The sequence below is a fragment of the Nonomuraea sp. NPDC049709 genome, assembly GCF_040674815.1.
GTDB lineage: Bacteria > Actinomycetota > Actinomycetes > Streptosporangiales > Streptosporangiaceae > Nonomuraea.
The window spans coordinates 15,160-33,021 of sequence record NZ_JBFANM010000063.1; the positions used below are offsets into that span (position 1 = coordinate 15,160).

The following is a 17,862-nucleotide window of genomic DNA, read 5'->3' on the forward strand; positions in this document are numbered from 1 at the left end:
AGTCGGCCAGCGCCGAAAGCCTTTTCGGTCGATATGAAAATGTAACCAAGCGCTCGCTAGCTGATCAGCGGCCATGCGAGGTGATCGATCCAGGTCAACAGCTATGCAGCTGGTTGCAGCGGCCGATTGACAGGCCCTGGCTGGCGTTCTACTTTCCCGAAAACCTTTTAGGTAAGCCCGAGTCCACGTTGTTAGCGCTCACATTCCCAAGGGGCACACTCATGAGACGACGATGGGCGGCGGCCCTCGCCGCGGCACTCCTGCTCCTCCTCGGTGACGTGCGGCCCGCGCTCGCGGGCGCGCCGATCACCACCGCGATCTACACGGCCGACCCGGCCGCGCTGGTCGTGGGAGACACCCTGTACCTCTACACCGGCCACGACGAGGCCCCCACGGGCGGCACCAACTTCGTCATGCGGGACTGGCACGTCTACTCCTCCACCGACGCCACCACGTTCACCGACCAGGGCGCCAAGCTCGCGATCTCTAACTTCTCGTGGGCCGGCGCCGACGCCTGGGCCAGCGAGGTCGAGCGCGGAGCCGACGGCCGCTACTACTGGTACACCTCCGTCAACGGCAACGGCCCCGGCTGGATGAACATCGGCGTGGCCGTCGGCAACAGCCCCACAGGTCCGTTCACCGACGCCATCGGCGGCCCGCTGATCAGCGACAGCACGCCCAACTCCGCCCCGCTGAACATCGACCCGACCGTCTTCACCGACGACGACGGCCAGGTCTACATGTACTGGGGCTCCTACTACGGTCTGCGCGCGGCCCGCCTGAACGCCAACATGACCTCGATCAACGGCTCGGTGATCACCCCGAGCGGCGTCTCGAACTTCTGGGAGGCCCCCTGGATGTTCAAGCGCAACGGCGTCTACTACCTCGCGTACGCGGCCAACGACTCGGCCTGCTCGGCGCCGGGCTACGCGTGTGTCCGCTACGCCACCGCGAGCAACCCGCTGGGCCCGTGGACGCACCGCGGGGTCGTGCTCGACCAGGTGACCTCGACCACGAACCACCCGGCGATCATCGAGTTCAAGGGCCAGTGGTACATGGTCTACCACAACGCCTCCAGCCCGGGCGGGGGCAACTTCCGCCGCTCGGTGACCATCGACAAGCTCTTCTTCAACGCCGACGGGACCATGCAGAAGGTCGTGCAGACCGGCGGCCCCACCACTCCCGGCAACCTGGCGGCCACGGCCACCCCCTCCACCTCCTACGTCTCGCCCTGGGAGACCCTCGGCGCGATCAACGACGGCCACACGCCGGCGAACTCGGCCGACCACAGCCACGGCGCCTACGGCAACTGGAACCACCAGGGCACCGAGTGGCTCGAGTACCGCTGGCCCACGGCCCAGACCGTCTCCAGGTCAGAGGTCTACTGGTTCGACGACGACCTGGGCATCGACCTGCCCGCCTCGTGCCAGGTCCAGTACTGGAACGGCAGCGCCTACGTCAACGTGCCCGGCGCGTCGGGCTGCGGCGTGGCGGCCGGCACCTTCAACACCACGACGTTCAGCCCCGTCAGCACGACCCGGCTGCGGCTGAACATCACCTCCCGATCCGGCTACTCGACCGGCGTGCTCGAATGGAGGGCCTTCTCATGAGGCGCGTTCTGACCTTCCTGCTGCTGATCGCGAGCCTGGTCGTGGCCGGCGCCCCGGCCCACGCCGACCAGACGATCGGCTACCCGTCGTTCGGCGGCCCGGCCGTGCCCGCGCCGCCGGGGTCGTACACGACCGGCAACACGATGCAGGCCATCTACGACGCGGAGAGCTCGGGCACCGACTTCTGGATGGACCGGCTGCTGGCCCGGCCGGGCAACGACCCGGCGGGCACGTGGCTCATGTCGCGCGGCCGGGCGCTGTTCATGAAGACCCACACGCCGGGGACGCTCGGGTTCGCCGGGCAGGCGGCGTACTGGGAGAGCATCAGCAACAACAACGCCTTCACCGTCGCGGTCACGCCCGGCACGTTCACCGAGCAGGTGAGCTCCCGCTGGCAGGCGCCCAGTCACTGGAAGAGCCGGCACACCAGCGGCTCGATCACGGTCAACCAGACGAAGTTCATCACCGAGAACAACGTCGCCGTGGCCAACCTGGCCATCACCAACGGCGGCTCCGCCTCGACGACGCTGCAGCTCAGGGCCACCTCCCCGTACGCCACCAGCGGCAGCGGCAGCGAGCTGACCGGCCAGGTCAACGCCTACAACAACCTGACCACGATCTACCCCAGGCTCACCGGCGACGGCTTCACGGTCTCCAGCGGCGGCCTCAACCGCTCGGTCACGATCGCCGCCGGGGCCACGGTGACGGTCAAGGTCGTCATGGGCTTCGTCACCAACGAGATCGCGGCCTCCCGCACCGAGTACGACGCCTACGCCGGCTACTCGGCCGCCACCGCGTTCGCCACCCACGTCCGCGCGTACAACCGCTGGTGGGCGGAGAACGTGCCCTACATCGACGTGCCCGAGCCCGGCATCAAGAAGAACATCTACTACCGCTGGTGGCTGATGCGCTTCAACCACCTCGACGCCGACATCCCCGGGCAGACCTTCCAGTTCCCCACCTCGATCGAGGGCGTGCTGGGCTACAACAACGCGATCGCGCTGACCCAGCCCATGCACATCGACGACCTCAAGTACCTGCGCAACCCGATCTACTCCTACGGCGACTGGCTCAGCGTCGGCCAGACCTCCAAGAACGGGCGCTTCGTCGACAACCCCGGCGACCCGGAGAACTGGTCGAACAGCTACACCCAGTACATCGGCGAGGCGGCCTGGAAGAGCTACCAGATCCACGGCGGCCAGCCCGGCATCGCCGCCAACCTGGCCCGCTACGCCGAGCAGGACGTCAAGGGGCAGCTCGCCTTCTACGACACCGACAACAACAAGCTCATCGAGTACGACTGGGGCGCCCTGACCGGCAACGACGCCGACGCCGTCTCCTTCCACTGGAAGCCCGGCCGGATGGACCGCGCCGAGGCCGCCTACCAGTACAGCGGCGCGCTGGCCGCCGCCCAGGCGTACGAGGCCATCGGCAACACCGCCAAGGCCACCGAAATGCGCACGCTCGCCACCCAGATCCAGAACGCCATCGTCAGCGTGCTGTGGAACCCGGGCAGGCAGCTCTTCGAGCACCGGCTGAAGTCCACCAACGAATGGGTGCCGTGGAAGGAGATCAACAACTATTACCCGTTCGCCGTCGGCGCCATCCCCAACACCGCCACCTACAAGCAGGCCCTGCGCCTCTTCGACGACCCGGCGCAGTATCCGATCTTCCCCTTCTATACCGCCAACCAGGCCGACAAGGCGGCCTCCGGCACCGGCAGCAACAACTTCTCCACGATCAACTCCACCGTGCAGTTCCGCCTGCTGTCCTCGGTGCTGCGGAACTACCCCAACGAGTGGATCGACGCCACCTGGTACAAGAAGCTGCTCTACTGGAACGCCTGGGCCCAGTACGTCAACGGCAACACCCAGTGGCCGGACGCCAACGAGTTCTGGGCCGACTGGAACGGCTCCTCGATCGCCTACCGCTCCTGGATCCACCACAACATCCTGGGCAGCGGCAACTGGACCGTCATCGAGGACGTCGCCGGGCTGCGGCCGCGCAACGACGCCAAGGTGGAGCTCTCGCCGATCAACATCGGCTGGACCCACTTCACCGTCAACAACCTGCGCTACCGCAACGCCGACCTGACCATCGTCTGGGACGACCCGGCCGACGGCGTCGTCCGCTATCCCGGCGTGCCCGAGGGCTACTCGATCTACGTCAACGGCAGCCGCGCCGCCACGGTGTCGACGCTGGTGCCGTTCACCTGGGACCCGGCCACCGGCGCGGTGACCACCGGCGGCACCGTCACACACAACGCCGCCGTCCCCGGCCTCCAGTCGCCCGCGCAGGTGAGCCACACCAGCGCCCGCATGGTCGACCTGCTGGCCAAGGCCGGCGTGGACCTGACCGCCAACCTCACCAACCTGGCCGCCGGCGCCACCGCCACGGCCTCCACCACCGCCTCCGGCAGTTCCACCGCGGGCGCTGTGGACGGCTACCCGATCAACGAGCCGTTCTGGGGCGGCACCACCGCCGGGCAGGACTGGTACGAGCTCAACTTCGGCGCCGCCCGCACGTTCAACGAGGTGCGGCTGCACTTCAAGGACAGCCGCCCGGCCAGCACGACCTACCGGGCGCCGGCGTCCTACGACGTCCAGTACCACAACGGCAGCGCCTGGGTCAGCGTGCCCTCCCAGGCCAAGTCCCCGGCCGCGCCGCGGGGCAACTACAACGTGGTGCAGTTCCCCGCCGTCACCGCCCAGCGCGTGCGGGTGCTGGCCACGGCCGCCTCCGGGGCCAGGACCGGGCTCACCGAGATCAAGGTCCACAACCGGGGCGGCGTGCAGCCGCCGTCCAACCTGGCCACGTCGGCCACGGCGTCGGCGTCGTACACCTCCTCCTGGGAGAGCGTCGGCGCGGTCAACGACGGCATCGACCCGCCCTCCTCCAACGACACGGTCAACCCGCGCTGGGGCTGCTGGCCCGAGACCGGGCAGCAGTGGGTGGACCTGACGTGGTCCTCCGCGCGCAACCTGAACCGGGCCGAGGTGTACTTCTTCGACGACGAGCAGGGCATCGACATGCCGGCGTCGTGGAAGTTGCAGTACTGGAACGGCAGCGCGTACGTGGACGTGCCCGGCGCCTCGGCGTACACGCTGACCAAGAACGCCTACAACACCGTCACCTTCACCGCCACCGCCACCACCCGCCTGCGCGTGCTGCTCACTGGGAACGGCACCAGCTCCGTCGGGCTGCTGGAGGTCAAGGCCTACGGGCCCTGACATCACTGTGAGGGGGCGTGCCCGGGTCAACGGGTGCGCCCCCTCACGAGTGCCTGGCTCCTTGCGAAGGAGTAGCCAGTTTCTCACTTGTAGTGACGGAGTGCCGGAAAATCAGGCAAGCTTCAGTCACAACTTCATCCGATGGGTGGCGATCACGATGGCAGGAAAGTGGCAGGCGGGTAACCTCCCCGCTGAACTGACGAGCCTGATCGGGCGCCGAACGGAGCTGGACCAGGTCCGCCGGGCCTGCCGGCGCTCGCGCCTGGTGACCCTCACCGGCGTGGGCGGCGTCGGCAAGTCCCGCCTCGCGTTGCGTGCCGCCGCCGACCTGCGGGCCGAGTTCGGCGGCGGGGCCTGGCTGGTGGAATTGTCCCCGCTGGACGACGGCACCCTGCTGCCGCACGCGATCGCCGAGTCGCTCCGGCTCACCGACCAGACCACCCGTCCCATGGTCGAGGTGCTGGCCGAGCACCTGTTCGGCCGCGAGGTCCTGCTCGTCCTCGACACCTGCGAGCACCTGGTCGGCTCCTGCGCCAGGACGGTGGGGACGCTGCTGGAAGCCGTGCCCGGCCTGCGCGTGCTGGCCACCAGCCGGCGCCCCCTGGAAGTGCCCGGGGAGCAGGTGCTCGTCGTCGAGCCGCTGCCGGTCCCGCCCCTGGGCGGCGCGGCGGCCCTGGCCGGTGGCGACGCGGTGGAGCTGCTGGCCGTGCGCGCCGCCGAGACCGTGCCCGGCTTCGACCTCGCCGACGAGGACCAGGAGGCCGTCGTACGCCTGTGCCGGCGGCTGGAGGGCATCCCGCTGGCCATCGAGCTGGCCGCGGCCCGCCTGCGCGAGCTGCCCGTCGGGCACCTGGCCGACCGGCTCGACGACCGGTTCGCCGCGCTCGGCGACGACCCCGCCGCGGCGCACGAGGCCGGCCCGCCGTGGCACCAGGCCCTGCGCACCGCCATCGGATGGAGCCACGAGCTGTGCGAGCCCGCCGAGCGGCTGCTCTGGGCGCGCCTGTCGGTGTTCGCGGGCGACTTCGACGCCGAGGCCGTGCGCCGGGTGTGCGCCGACGAGCGGCTGCCGGAGGCCGACATCGGGCTGCTGCTCGACGCGCTGGCCGACGAGTCGATCCTGACCTGGCTGCCGACCGGCGCGGGAGAGCGCTACCGGATGCTGGACACGCTGCGCGAATACGGCGCCGGCTGGCTGCGCACCCTCGGCGAGGAGGAGCGGTTCAAGCAGCGCCACCGCGAGCACTACCTGTCGCTGGCCACCCGCGGCGCCACCGGCTGGCTCGGCCCCGGCCAGATCCCCTGGTACGACCGTATGATCGGCGAGCACGACAACCTGCGTGCCGCCCTCGACGTCGCGCTCGCCGCCAAGGACGGCATCCCGGCCCTGGAGCTGGCCGGGACGCTGGCCTTCTTCTGGTACGGCTGCGGCTACGCCAAGGAGGGCCGCCACTACCTGCAGCAGGCCCTCGACCTGGACACCCGGCCCAGTCCGGCGCTCGTGCAGGCCCTGTGGGCCGACGGCCTGCTGGCGGCCACCCAGGGCGACGCGGACGGCGCCGAGATCAGGGCCGCGCAGTGCGAGCTCGCCGCCGAGGAGGACGACGCCTACGCGGCCATGTGCGTCCGGGCGCTCAGGTCGTCGGCCGGGGTCATCCGCGGCGACCTGCTCCAGGCGATGGACCAGTCGGAGACCGCCTACCGCACCCGGTGGAGCGACGAGCCGCTCACCATCGCCAACCTGCTGGCGCTGCTGTGCCGCGCGCACGCCCTCACCGTGAGCGACCGGATCGACGACGCCGTCGCCGTGCTGGAGGACCTGCGCTCGCTGTGCGACCAGCGCGGCGAGCAGTCGATGCGCTCCCACGGCGACCTCCTGCGCGGCCAGGCCGAGCTGGCCGGCGGCCGGCTGGACGCGGCCGTCGCCTACGGGCAGGCGGCCCTGCGCACCAAGCGGCGGCTGCACGACAGCTTCGGCATCGGCCTGACCGTGGACCTGCTGGCCCTGGCGGCCGGCGCGGCCGGGCAGGCCCGGCGCGCGGCCCGGCTGCTCGGGCTGGCGCAGCGGATCTGGAGCACCCACGGCCAGGCACAGGCCAGCGTCCCCGCGTGGGTGGCCGCCAGGCAGGCGTGCGAGGCGCAGGCCCGCGACGTGCTCGGCGACAACGCCTACCAGGTGGCGTACCGGACGGGGTTCGACAGCGACATCGACGCGGGCATCGCGTACGCGCTCGAACCCGAGGGCGAGGGCCTGCACAACGGCGGCCCGCACAGCTGAGGCGGCTCAGCGCTGCCGGGCCGGGCGGATGACGAGCTCGTTGACGTCCACGCCGGCCGGCTGCCCGATCGCGTACGAGATGGCGCCGGCGATGGTGTCGGCCGGGATGGATTCCGCCCGGTACGTCCGCATCGCCGCGCGCGCTCCCGCGTCGCTGATCGACTCGGCCAGCTCGGACTCCACGACGCCGGGGGAGACGGTGGTGACGCGGATGCTCGGGTCGAGCTCCTGGCGCAGCCCCTCGGTGATCGCCCAGGCGGCGTACTTCGTGGCGCAGTAGACGGCCCCCGTCGGCACCACCTGGTGGGCCCCGATCGAGGCGACGGTCACGAAGTGGCCCTCGCCCTGCCGCTGGAAGTGCGGCAGCGCGGCGGCGATCCCGTACAGCAGGCCGCGCACGTTAACGTCGATCATCCGGTCCCACTCCTCGACGAGCAGCGCGTCCAGCCGGGACAGCGGCATCACCCCGGCGTTGTTCACGATCACGTCGATCCGGCCGTGCCGCTCGGCCGCGGCGTCGGCGAAGGCGACGACGTCCGCGCGGTCGGTCACGTCGAGGCGGCGCACGTCGGCCTGGCCGCCGGCGGCCTCGATCGCCTTCGCGGTGGCCGCGAGCCGGTCCTCCCGGCGCGCGCCGAGCACGACCCGGTGCCCCTCCGCGGCCAGCCGCAGCGCGGTGGCCTCGCCGATGCCGCTGCTCGCACCCGTGATCAATACGACCTTGCTCATGCTGTCTCCTCAGTTACGGGATGGTCGGCGCCGAGCGTGGGCTCGCGCCAGGTTTCGGACGTGGTCTCGCGCGTGCCCAGCCGGTCGGGCAGCCAGACGGTCATGTCACTACCCTGCGGTTCCAGGGCACGGCGGGACGGCGCGCCGGCGGGGTCGCCGGCCCGCGGGAACGCGGGGGTCAGGACTCCTGCGGTGGCCGCCGGGTCGCGGCGGGCCCCGACGGGCGGTGCGGGCCGGGTGCGGCGGGGCTCGGCGGGCGGCGCGGGCCGGGCTCGGTGACGAGGCTGCCCAGCAGGGACAGCGCCTCCTCCGACGGGCTGCCCGGGTCGGCCTGGTAGACGACGAGCTGCTGGCCCGGCGCGCTGTTCACGGTCAGTGACTCGTAGTGCAGCGTCAGCTCGCCCACCAGCGGGTGGCGGAACCGCTTGGACTCGTGGGTCTTCTGGCGGATGTCGTGCCGCGCCCACAGCTCGCGGAAGGCCCTGCTCTTGATCGACAGCTCCCCGACCACCTCGACGAGCTGCGGGTCGTCGTGGTCGACGCCGGCCGCCGCGCGCAGCCCGGCGACGGTGTTGACCGCCACCCGGTCCCAGTCGGGATAGAACTCGCGGGCGTCCGGGTCGAGGAACACCAGCCGCACCAGGTCCCCGCTGTGGGTGTGCCCGGCGAACAGCGCCTCGCCGAGCGTGTTGGCCGCCAGCACGGTCAGGCGGCGGCCCAGCACCACGGCCGGGGTGTGCGGCCAGGACGCCATCATGCGCAGCAGGTTCGGGCTGACCTGCTCGCGGCGGGCGGCCGGGCGCCGCCTGCCGGTGGCCGGGCGGGCCAGCCGGTGCAGGTAGGCGACCGCGTCCTCCTCCAGCTCCAGCACGCGGGCCAGCGCGTCGACCACCTGGGCCGACGGGTGGCGCTCGCGGCCCTGCTCCAGCCGTACGTAGTAGTCGGTGCTCACGCCGGCGAGCTGGGCGACCTCCTCGCGGCGCAGGCCCGCCACGCGGCGGCGGGCGCCGGCCGGCAGGCCGACGTCCTCCGGCTGGAGCAGCTCGCGGCGGGCTCGCAGGAACTGCCCGAGCAGGTTGTCCGTCTCCATGCCTTCGAGGCTAGGCCAGGATGTGGGCTGGTAGGAGGGCTGAGGGTGGTCGCGCTACTCCCAGGGTGAGGGCGGCCCCGGAGGGAGAGGGCCGCCCTCGGCCCGGCGCAGGCGGCCGGCACCTGGGCTGTCAGCGCAGCCGGCCGGCGCCGGCGCCGGCCGGGACCACGTACCGCAGGGCCTGGGCCGGGTGTCTCCGGCCGACCAGCGCCGGCGTCCAGCCGGCGTCGGTGCCGAGCAAGGTGCCGTTGGCGGCGTTGTACGCGGCCACCACGTCGGCCGGCGCGCCGTCCACCAGGTTGTCCTTCGCGGTGATCGCCGTGCCGTTGAACACCGTCAGCACCTTCTCCGCCGCGATGCCGTCGAACGCGTTGGCCTCGGCGTAGACCTTGGAGCCGAAGCCCACGCCGATGCTGTAGCCGTGCCCGGGGCCGCCCTTGTAGTAGTTGTTGTAGACGTGCACCTGGCCGAAGCGCACCCGGGGCGTGCGCTGGCCGAGCGACTCGAAGTGGTTGTGGTGCAGCGTGACCTTGAGCTTGTCCTCCTCGCCGTACCTGGCCGGGTTGTCCGTGTTGCCGATCAGGGTCACCTTGTCGTGGCCGCTGAGGTGGTTCCAGGAGAGGGTGACGTAGTTCGAGCCGCGTACGACGTCGAGCAGGCCGTCGTGCACCTGGAAGGGGCGGCCGAAGTGGAGCGGCTGGCCGGAGTCCGGGTTGTCGCCGTCGTTGAGCGTGTTGTGGTCCAGCCAGACGTGGGTGGAGCCGGAGACCTCGACGTTGTCGAAGGAGGCGTTCCAGTTGCCCTCGGCGCCGTCGGTCGGGTCCCACTGGGGGAAGCAGTCGGAGGTGTCGGTGATGGTGAGGTTGCGCACGATGACGTTGTCGGCGTTGCTGACGCGCACGCCGAAGCTCTTCAGCGCGGCGTCCCGGCCCGCGCCGATCAGCGTGACGTTGGAGCCGACGGTGATCGTGACGTGCTCGGCCATCCTGGCGTACGACGCCTTGCGGGCCTCCTCCAGCGGGCCTGACGGGACGGTGTCGCGGCCCCAGACGGCCGGGTCGTACGCCGCCAGGTAGGCGGGCAGGCTGTAGCCGTTCACGGCGTAGTCGTCGCAGGTCAGCGGGGCGCCCGAGGCGTCGGTGTCGGCGTCGACGGCGCCCTTGACGTAGACGATCCTCGGGGTGTTGTCGGCGGGGTCGCCGAGCGCGGCCAGCAGCTCCGCCCGGGTTCGCACGACGTGGACGTCCTCGGGGCGGGCGGCCGAGCCGCCCGTGGTGCCCGTCGTGGCCGCCGCCCAGCCGTCGTCGCGCGGCAGCACCTCGCGGCCCGGCTCGTTCCTGGGGGCGGGGGTGGGGCGGCGTACCGGGTTCCAGCCGTCCGTGCCCGCAAGATACCTCTCCGGCGTGAACGCCCTGGCCTGCTCCGTGGTGAGCTGCGGGCGGTCGTCGCCGACGGTGGCGCCCGGGCCGTGGTTGCGGTATTCGGACAGGCGGGCGTCGCGCCAGCTCAGGCCGGACATGTCCGTCCAGGGGGCGTCCTTGAACTGCTGGCCCAGCCAGGACTCGCGGACCAGCACCTGGCCGCGCGCCGTGGCGGACCCGCCGGCCGGCCAGGGGCGGCCCAGGTGGTAGGTGCGGGCGGGCGCGTCGCTGGTCAGGTGGCTGCGGTGGATCAGGAAGCCGTACGGGTTGCTCAGCTCTGTGCTGGCGGCGGTGACGTAGCCGTTGTCGTCCGTGCTGCCCCGGTTCAGGGCCTTGATCACGCAGCGGTCGAACACGGCGGTGGCGCGGCCGAAGATGAAGTCGACGTCGCCCTCGACGTAGCAGTTGTGGAAGTACTGCCGGGCCGTGGTGGTGGCCGAGGCGGTGTTGGCGTACAGGGTGTCCTGGTTGCCGAGGAACCTGACGTTGTCGTACACCTGCCGGTCGCCCGTCGTCCTGACCGCGACGGCCTGGCTGTCGCCGTTCGCGGCCTCGTCGTAGGCGTTCTCGAAGGTGAGGTTGCGGGCGGTGAAGTCGGGAGCGCTGATCACGTACGAGGCGCTGCCGGAGGTGCCGTAGGTCCCCGAGCCCTCGGGCTTGGGGGTGGACGCGGAGACGTCGTACGTGAGCACCACCTCGCGCGGGTCGCGGGTGTCGCCGGCCAGCGTGATGTGCGGTTTGTCGGCGGGGATGACCACCTGCTGCCGGTAGGTGCCCTTGCGGACCAGGATGGTGACCGGCCGGGTGTTGCCTGGGGGCACGGCGTTCACCGCGTCCTGCACGGTCGCGTGGTCGCCGGAGCCGTCCGCCGCGACCACGATCGTGGTGCGGGTCGCAGCCGCCGCCGGGGTCGCCGCCGGGGTCGCCGCCGGGGTCACGGTCGCGATCACTGTCAGGGCCATCAATGGGGGGAGTAACAGACGTCGCATGCGTAACCTCGCAGAGCGCGGCAATCGGTTGCATGAAACGTTCGCCCAATACCGCTCACTCCGTCAATGGCATGCAGTGAAACTGCACCTTTGCTGCAACAAGCGGTTGCAGGGCCTGGCGGGACGAGTGGGAGTCTATTGACCGGCGACCGCCCCGGCTCTACAGTCCGCCTGATATTTATCGGCACTTCCTTGAAAGTTTCAGACCGGATGCCCTAGGAGCCCCGTGCGCACCCTGAGAGCCCTGGTGGTCGCCGCCCTGTTATGCCTGCTGCCGGTGCTCCCGGCACACGCGGCCGACCTCACGTACGACTTCGAGGACGGCACCGCCCAGGGGTGGGGGCCGCGCGGGGACGGCGTCTCCGTCACCGCGACGGCGGACGCGGCCCGCACGGGCGCGGGCGGCCTCGCCGTGAGCGGGCGCACCGCCACCTGGCACGGCGCCTCCATCCCCGCGCCGTTCACCCGGGGCATCGGCTACGAGGTGACCGCGCACGCCCGGCTGGCCGCGGGGCAGCCCGCGAGCACGATCGCGATGACCGTGCAGCGCACCCCGACCGGCGGCGCCACCACGTACGAGCAGGTCGCCGCGGCCACCGTCACCGACGCCGGCTGGGTGCGGCTGTCGGGCAGCTACCTGTTCACCGCCGAGTCCACCGACCTGCAGCTCTACGTGGAGAGCTCCGACGCCACCGCCCAGTACCACCTGGACGACATCGTCATCACCCCGCTCGGCGACCCCACCCGCGAGCCGATCACCAGCGACTTCGAGGACGGCACCGCGCAGGACTGGGCGCCGCGCGCCTCCGCCGTCCTGGAGCCGGGGACGGCCGCCGCCCACACGGGCACGCGGAGCCTCGCGGTGACCGGCCGGTCGGCCTCCTGGGACGGCCCCACCCTGAACGTGCTGGGCCGGATGGGCAAGGGCGACAAGTACGCCCTGTCGGCCTGGGTGCGGCTCGGCCCGGACACCGCGTCGGGCCGGCTGGGCCTGTCGATCGAGCGCAGGACCGGCGGCACCCCGAGCTACGAGCGCATCGTGGCGCCGAAGGACGTGCCGGCGGGGGAGTGGGTGCAGCTCTCGGGGACGTACACGCCGGCGTACGACGTCGAGTTCCTCAGCCTGTACATCGAGTCCGAGAGTGGCACCTTCCCCTTCTACCTGGACGACTTCACCATGAAGTACGTCGAGCCCAAGCCGATCCAGACCGACCTGCCCTCGCTCAAGGACGAGCTGCCCTTCACCATGGGCTCGGCCTTCACCAGGCCCGAGACGCTCGGCACGCATGGCGAGCTGCTCGCCAAGCACTTCGACGGCGTCACCCCCGGCAACGAGCTGAAGTGGGACGCCACCGAGCCCAGGGACGGCGAGTTCACCTTCACCGACGGCGACTACCTGGTGGACTTTGCCACCGAGCACGGCATGACGATCCGCGGCCACACGCTCGCCTGGCACAGCCAGACCCCCGACTGGGTGTTCGCGAACGCCACGAAGGAGGTGCTGCTCGAACGCCTGGAGCGGCACGTGCGCACGCTCGTGACCAGGTACAAGGGCAGGATCGCGGCCTGGGACGTGGTCAACGAGGTGGTGGACGAGAACCAGCCGGACGGGCTGCGCCGCTCCCAGTGGTACGAGATCGCCGGCCTCGACTTCATCCGCACCGCCTTCCGCGTCGCCCGCGAGGCCGACCCGGACGCGAAGCTGTTCATCAACGACTACAACACCGAGTTCCCGCGCAAGCGCGAGGCCCTGTACAACCTGGTCAAGCGGCTCAAGGCCGAGGGCGTCCCGATCGACGGCGTCGGCCACCAGCTCCACCTCAACATCGAGCAGCCGCCCGCCTCCTCCGTCGAGGCCACCATCGAGCGCTTCGCCTCGCTCGGCGTGGACCAGCAGGTCACCGAGCTGGACGTGAGCGTCTACACCGACTTCGTCTCCACCTACGACACGATCCCGCCCGAGCTGCTCGTCCAGCAGGGCCACCGGTACAAGGAGCTGTTCGACGTCTTCCGGCGGCAGGCCGCGCACCTGAGCTCGGTCACGGTGTGGGGGGAGTCGGACGACGTGAGCTGGCTGCGCTCCTGGCCGATCCCCCGGCTGAACGCGCCGCTGCTCTTCGACGACGACCTCCAGGCCAAGCCCGCCTACTGGGGGGTCGTGGACCCGACCAGGCTCGCCCCGCTCGTGCGGAAGCTGGAGGCGCCGGCCGGGGCCGTCAAGGTGGACGGCAGGCGGGACCTCGAATGGGACCTGCTGCCGGACTCGCCGATCGCGCGGGTCGGGGACGTGTCGGCCGGCTTCCAGGCCCGCTCGGCCGGTGCCGGGCTGTACGTGCTCGCCGAGGTCGTCGATCCCACGGTGAACCGGGACGACCGGGTCACGTTCACGGTCGACGGGCGGACCCGCTCCGTCGGGCGGGCGGGGCCGGGCGTCCGGCCCACCGCCACCGGGTACCGGGTGGAGGCGCTGGTCGGCGGCGGCACGGACGTGGAGGTGACCGTACGCGACCGGGGCACGGAGATCGCCTGGAAGGGTGAGGTGAGCGCCGTACCCGCCGTCAAGCGCACCTGGGCCGCCCACCGCGCCGCGCCCGTACTCGACGGCACCGTGGATCGGGCCTGGTCCGCCGCCCCGGAGATCCGCACGGGGACCTGGATCCAGGGCACCTCGGGCGCCACCGCGCGCGTGCGCTCGCTGTGGAGCGGCTCCACCCTGTACGTCCTGGCCCAGGTCAGTGACCCGGTGCTGAGCGAGGAGTCGGCGAACCCCTGGGACCAGGACTCGGTCGAGCTCTTCGTGGACCCAGGGAACGACAAGACCAAGGGGTACTCGGACGACGACGGGCAGTACCGGGTGAGCTTCTCCGGCAAGGTCACGGTGGGCGGGACGTTCGACGCCGCGGGCGTCCGGGACAACGTGCAGGCCGTGGCGCAGGCGGTGCCCGGCGGGTACGTGGTGGAGGCGGCCGTCAAGCTGCCCACCATCGAGGTGGCGGAGGGCGCCCTGCTGGGCTTCGACGTCCAGGTGAACGACGCCACGGGCGCGGCTCGTACGGGTGCGGTGACCTGGAACGACTCGACGGGCCGCAGCTACCTGGACACCAGCCACTGGGGCGTCCTGCGACTCGCCGGGTAGGCCGCTCCTGGCGGCCCGCCCGTCACCCTGTCACGTGGCGGGCCGCCCGACACCCGCCCCGAGCCGATCCATCGGGCCCCGCCCCGGGGTGAGGGGATCAGGCGAGCTGTCCGTTCCGGTGGAGGTCGTCGAAGATGATCTGGTCGACGGGGGCCACCCGGTCGCGGTCGGCGTACGTGAGCCAGACGACCTCCTCGATCTCGCTGCTGGGTGTCGGGGTTCCGTGGTGGTCGGCGGTGTAGCAGGTCATCTGGACGACGACGCCGTCGGCGTGGCCGTGCGCCTGGGCGTGGTAGGTGCCGATGTGGGTGGCGGTAGCGGGGAGGATCGTGACGGAGAGCTCCTCGCCGATCTCGCGGACGAGCGTGTCGAGGTCTGATTCGCCGGGTTCGCGTTTGCCGCCGGGGATGTAGTACGTGTCCTTGCCCCGTGATCGGGTGCTCAGGATCTTGCCGTCGTCCAGATGGATCCAGGCGACCTTGTCGATGGGGTTGTTCATGGTGCGTGCTCCTGCCGGTTCGGGAAGGCGGCGTGCTGGTCGGCCCGCCCCGGCCCGGTCGGTGCCCACCGGGCCCTTCGAGCCAGGTCGATCAGATCTCTCAGGCGCAGGGTCCGCCCGCCACCTCCTGGCAGCGGAACGTGCAGCGGCTCGGTCCAGCGGGCCGGGATCGCGGCCAGGCCGTGGACCGCCCCGGCCAGTCCACCGGTGACGGCGGCGACGGTGTCCGTGTCGCCGCCCAGGTCGATCGCCGCCCGGACCGCGTCCTCGTAGCCGTACGTCGTACGCAGCGCCCATACGGCCGAGCCCAGGCATGGCCAGACGGCGCCGTTGAACTCCGTGGCCCGGTCGGGGTGCCAGCGCGGATCCAGCACCGTGGCATACCGCGCACGCTGGTCCGCCGGCACGGCGGCGAGGCTCTGCGGGATGGCTTCGAGCGAGTCCCCACCGTCCAGGGCCACGCGTACGAGGTCGTGGAAGATCGCCGTGCCCTCCCAGGCCGCCCGGGTCGCCGTGGGTGAGGGCGGCGATGCGCCGGGCCGCGTCCAGCCGCCTCCCCCGCACATCTCACCACCGGCACCCGGCCCCGGAAACCGGGCGGAGAAGGCGCCCGCCGGGCCGAACTCGAAGGGCGCACCCAGCGCGTCCCCCACGGCCGAGCCGACGACCGCACCCGCGGCACGCTCCAGAGCATCCACGCCGACAGGCTACTGAGCCATGCGCCTGCTTCGATCTCGGGCCCGTCCGTCCGTTCCGCGCGCCACGTGAGCGGTCCGGGCGGGAGCGCTAGCCGAAGAGGATCGGGGTCACCCCGCCCAGCGCGGCGGTTCCGACGGTCAGTCCCACGAGCAGAGCCGCCGACGGGTTCTTGCCCGAACGCCGCGCGATGACGACCGCGGCACCCCCAGTCAGCGCCGCGACGGCAAGCGCGATGATCGTTTTGATCACCAGGGCGGACATATCCATCAAACCTCCAAGGTCCACGGCCATCGAAATGACCCATAGGTGCACTTCCTGCGGTTGTATCTATCAGCGCTGCGGGGCAGGAGACTGATAGATCATCTTTTCGGCGCAAGGTGGACCTTGACGGATCGACTTGAAACAACTCGGAACAATGCTGAGTGATATGAGCAAGGCTCATGAGAGCTCCTGATGCGCTTGGGCATGAATGTGGCCAGAACACTCGTGATGTACGAGACAATTGGTGCCTCGTCAACGGCGACGACTACAGGTGGTGATACACCCGGTGGACGCTCCTCCTCCCAGCGCTGCCCTCGGTCAACTGAGCGCGGAACTTCGCAAACTTCATCAGAAGGCAGGCAAGCCGTCATATAGGGACATGGTGCAGAACTGGCCGATACCTGGGGAAATGAGCGTCGCATCACTCACTCGACTGTTGAACGGTCAAGGTGTCAGGTTCCCTCGTTGGAAGACGGTTGCGGGCTTCATCCAGGTGTGCCGGAAGGCCCTTGAGAAGACGGGGGTGAGCCCTGACGCCGAGATCGGCACGCTTGAGTCGTGGCACGCCTCCTGGAAGCATCTGAACGATCTTCACCTGGGCAACGCCGACGAGGGGCCGGCCACCGTCCTCGGCGATGAGGACTCGCGCGCGGGTCACGGCTCCGCCGGGCCGGACGTTCATGGCCAACCCGTAGGGCACGTGCCGAGGCATGCGTCCGACGGGAGGTTGTGGTCCACGCTCGACGAGATCCTGTTCAGGCGGTGGTTCGGATATCGGGGGACGGAATTGCTCGATTGGGCGGAGAGGGGGCAACCGCTTGCCGCCTTCGAGCTCGGAATTCTGCTTACCCTCCGGGGCCTGCCGGCCGAGGGTTCCCTTTTCCTGGAAAGGGCCGCTTCATTGGACCCTCGGTTCACCCTGAACCTTAGATTGGGCCCGGTGGGCAAACTGTACGGGCGCATTCCTTCGGATATCTGTCGCCGGGTGGGCATCGGCTATGCCTATGAAGGGCGGTCGGGCGTGGCGCAGCAATGGCACAGTTATGCGAGATCGCTCAACGGTATCCCGATGATCGGCATTCTGTCGCCCCCGGGACGGCATGTGGTGCCCGCCGACGTTCTGGACCTTCAGCCGGTGCGCCACGCACCGCTCGACCCGAACGAGGTCTTTCAGGTCGACACGGCTTACCACGAATTCTATGACTGGACGCCGGAGTCCAGCGGGGACCGTGAAATCCTGCCGATGCCGTTGCCGGCTGCGGCGGACATGGAAAATGCCCACGACCTCCGTGTCGCTTCCAAGCTCATCGCGGAGTGAGGGGTCGAGGGCTCCGACCCCGTCTGCGGAGGATTCCGGACGCTGCCGTACAGTGCGTTCCATACGGCACCGTATGGAGGCGTCATGAGAACCCCCGTGTACTGGTCGTCAGCCCTCGAGGACATTCCGGCGCCCGACTACGCCGACATGACGATCGGCGTGCTCCCGGCCGGCGCGCCCGAGGACCCGCGCGCCTGGGCGGAGGGCATCTTCTCGCCGGCCGTCATGCCTCGCTGGGTCATCGCCGCCTTGGCGGTACGCCAGGCCGTCGTGCCGCTGCTCGGCATCCGGCGGGCGCCTCGGGACACGTTCCGGGTGGAGCGGGTCGAGGGGGAGGAGGCGCTCATCGTCGCGGATGACCGGCATCTCGACTTCCGCTGCGGGGTGGCGGTGGACGCGGCGGCCCGGCTGGTGCGGGTCACGACGACTGTGCGGCTGAAGGGGTGGCGCGGCCGGGTGTACTTCTGGCCGGTACGTCTGGCGCATCCGATCGTCGTCCACGCGATGCTCCGATCAGCCCAGCGACGCCTCGCCGCGGCCTGAAGCGAACCCGCGAGTGGAGGCAGCGACTCATCGGACCGGCGCCTTCGGACCAGCGCGTG

General features: G+C 70.7%; 12 protein-coding genes. 6 read left to right on the forward strand and 6 right to left on the reverse strand.

Annotation, left to right across the window (positions count from 1 at the left end):
- Nucleotides 1–221 precede the first annotated feature (221 nt).
- The 3 genes from AB0J69_RS44580 to AB0J69_RS44590 all read left to right on the forward strand — a co-directional run bounded on the left by AB0J69_RS44580 (nt 222) and on the right by AB0J69_RS44590 (nt 7,118).
- Nucleotides 222–1,610 (forward strand): glycoside hydrolase family 43 protein, encoded by a 1,389-nt coding sequence (locus AB0J69_RS44580; RefSeq protein WP_364131260.1) that lies wholly within the window; start codon nt 222–224, stop codon nt 1,608–1,610.
- Nucleotides 1,607–4,840: a hypothetical protein gene (locus tag AB0J69_RS44585; RefSeq protein ID WP_364131262.1), complete on the forward strand. Its 3,234-nt coding sequence runs from the start codon at nt 1,607–1,609 to the stop codon at nt 4,838–4,840. Before AB0J69_RS44580 ends, AB0J69_RS44585 begins: the two co-directional genes overlap by 4 nt.
- 145 nt (nt 4,841–4,985) lie before the next feature.
- Nucleotides 4,986–7,118: an ATPase gene (locus AB0J69_RS44590; RefSeq protein WP_364131264.1), complete on the forward strand. Its 2,133-nt coding sequence runs from the start codon at nt 4,986–4,988 to the stop codon at nt 7,116–7,118.
- Nucleotides 7,119–7,124: 6 nt separating this feature from the next.
- Here the strand turns inward: AB0J69_RS44590 and AB0J69_RS44595 are convergent, their stop codons facing one another.
- The 3 genes from AB0J69_RS44595 to AB0J69_RS44605 all read right to left on the reverse strand — a co-directional run bounded on the left by AB0J69_RS44595 (nt 7,125) and on the right by AB0J69_RS44605 (nt 11,320).
- Nucleotides 7,125–7,847 (reverse strand): SDR family oxidoreductase, encoded by a 723-nt coding sequence (locus tag AB0J69_RS44595; protein WP_364131267.1) that lies wholly within the window; start codon nt 7,845–7,847, stop codon nt 7,125–7,127.
- Between the two features lie 178 nt (nt 7,848–8,025).
- Nucleotides 8,026–8,937, reverse strand: coding sequence for a helix-turn-helix transcriptional regulator (locus AB0J69_RS44600; RefSeq protein WP_364131269.1), 912 nt, complete (start codon nt 8,935–8,937; stop codon nt 8,026–8,028).
- A 130-nt stretch (nt 8,938–9,067) separates the two neighbouring features.
- Nucleotides 9,068–11,320, reverse strand: coding sequence for a pectinesterase family protein (locus AB0J69_RS44605; RefSeq protein WP_364131271.1), 2,253 nt, complete (start codon nt 11,318–11,320; stop codon nt 9,068–9,070).
- Between the two features lie 253 nt (nt 11,321–11,573).
- Here AB0J69_RS44605 and AB0J69_RS44610 point away from each other — a divergent pair, with 253 nt between their 5' ends.
- On the forward strand, nt 11,574–14,483 hold the full coding sequence (locus AB0J69_RS44610) for an endo-1,4-beta-xylanase (RefSeq protein ID WP_364131274.1): 2,910 nt from the start codon (nt 11,574–11,576) through the stop codon (nt 14,481–14,483).
- A gap of 97 nt (nt 14,484–14,580) precedes the next feature.
- Here the strand turns inward: AB0J69_RS44610 and AB0J69_RS44615 are convergent, their stop codons facing one another.
- From AB0J69_RS44615 to AB0J69_RS44625, 3 genes are all read right to left on the reverse strand, one after another.
- On the reverse strand, nt 14,581–14,982 hold the full coding sequence (locus tag AB0J69_RS44615; protein WP_364131277.1) for an NUDIX domain-containing protein: 402 nt from the start codon (nt 14,980–14,982) through the stop codon (nt 14,581–14,583).
- The gene (locus AB0J69_RS44620) at nt 14,979–15,680 is read right to left on the reverse strand and encodes an ADP-ribosylglycohydrolase family protein (RefSeq protein WP_364131279.1); all 702 of its coding nucleotides are present in this window, start codon (nt 15,678–15,680) and stop codon (nt 14,979–14,981) included. Before AB0J69_RS44620 ends, AB0J69_RS44615 begins: the two co-directional genes overlap by 4 nt.
- A gap of 88 nt (nt 15,681–15,768) precedes the next feature.
- Complete coding sequence (locus tag AB0J69_RS44625; RefSeq protein WP_364131282.1) at nt 15,769–15,942, reverse strand: hypothetical protein; 174 nt, start codon at nt 15,940–15,942, stop codon at nt 15,769–15,771.
- 523 nt (nt 15,943–16,465) lie between these two features.
- Here AB0J69_RS44625 and AB0J69_RS44630 point away from each other — a divergent pair.
- Nucleotides 16,466–17,260 carry a hypothetical protein gene (locus AB0J69_RS44630; RefSeq protein WP_364131285.1) on the forward strand — a complete coding sequence of 265 codons (795 nt, stop codon included), beginning with the start codon at nt 16,466–16,468 and terminating at the stop codon, nt 17,258–17,260.
- An 84-nt stretch (nt 17,261–17,344) separates the two neighbouring features.
- A complete protein-coding gene (locus AB0J69_RS44635) occupies nt 17,345–17,803 on the forward strand; it encodes a DUF2867 domain-containing protein (RefSeq protein WP_364131287.1) in 459 nt (152 codons plus the stop codon).
- The last annotated feature ends 59 nt before the right edge of the window (nt 17,804–17,862 follow it).

Coding starts and splice junctions, on each gene's coding strand:
- AB0J69_RS44585 (WP_364131262.1), top strand. CDS start 1,607: ATGAGGCGCGTTCTGACCTTCCTGCTGCTGATCGCGAGCCTGGTCGTG.
- AB0J69_RS44615 (WP_364131277.1), bottom strand. CDS start 14,982: ATGAACAACCCCATCGACAAGGTCGCCTGGATCCATCTGGACGACGGC.
- AB0J69_RS44625 (WP_364131282.1), bottom strand. CDS start 15,942: ATGTCCGCCCTGGTGATCAAAACGATCATCGCGCTTGCCGTCGCGGCG.
- AB0J69_RS44635 (WP_364131287.1), top strand. CDS start 17,345: ATGAGAACCCCCGTGTACTGGTCGTCAGCCCTCGAGGACATTCCGGCG.
- AB0J69_RS44580 (WP_364131260.1), top strand. CDS start 222: ATGAGACGACGATGGGCGGCGGCCCTCGCCGCGGCACTCCTGCTCCTC.
- AB0J69_RS44605 (WP_364131271.1), bottom strand. CDS start 11,320: ATGGCCCTGACAGTGATCGCGACCGTGACCCCGGCGGCGACCCCGGCG.
- AB0J69_RS44595 (WP_364131267.1), bottom strand. CDS start 7,847: ATGAGCAAGGTCGTATTGATCACGGGTGCGAGCAGCGGCATCGGCGAG.
- AB0J69_RS44600 (WP_364131269.1), bottom strand. CDS start 8,937: ATGGAGACGGACAACCTGCTCGGGCAGTTCCTGCGAGCCCGCCGCGAG.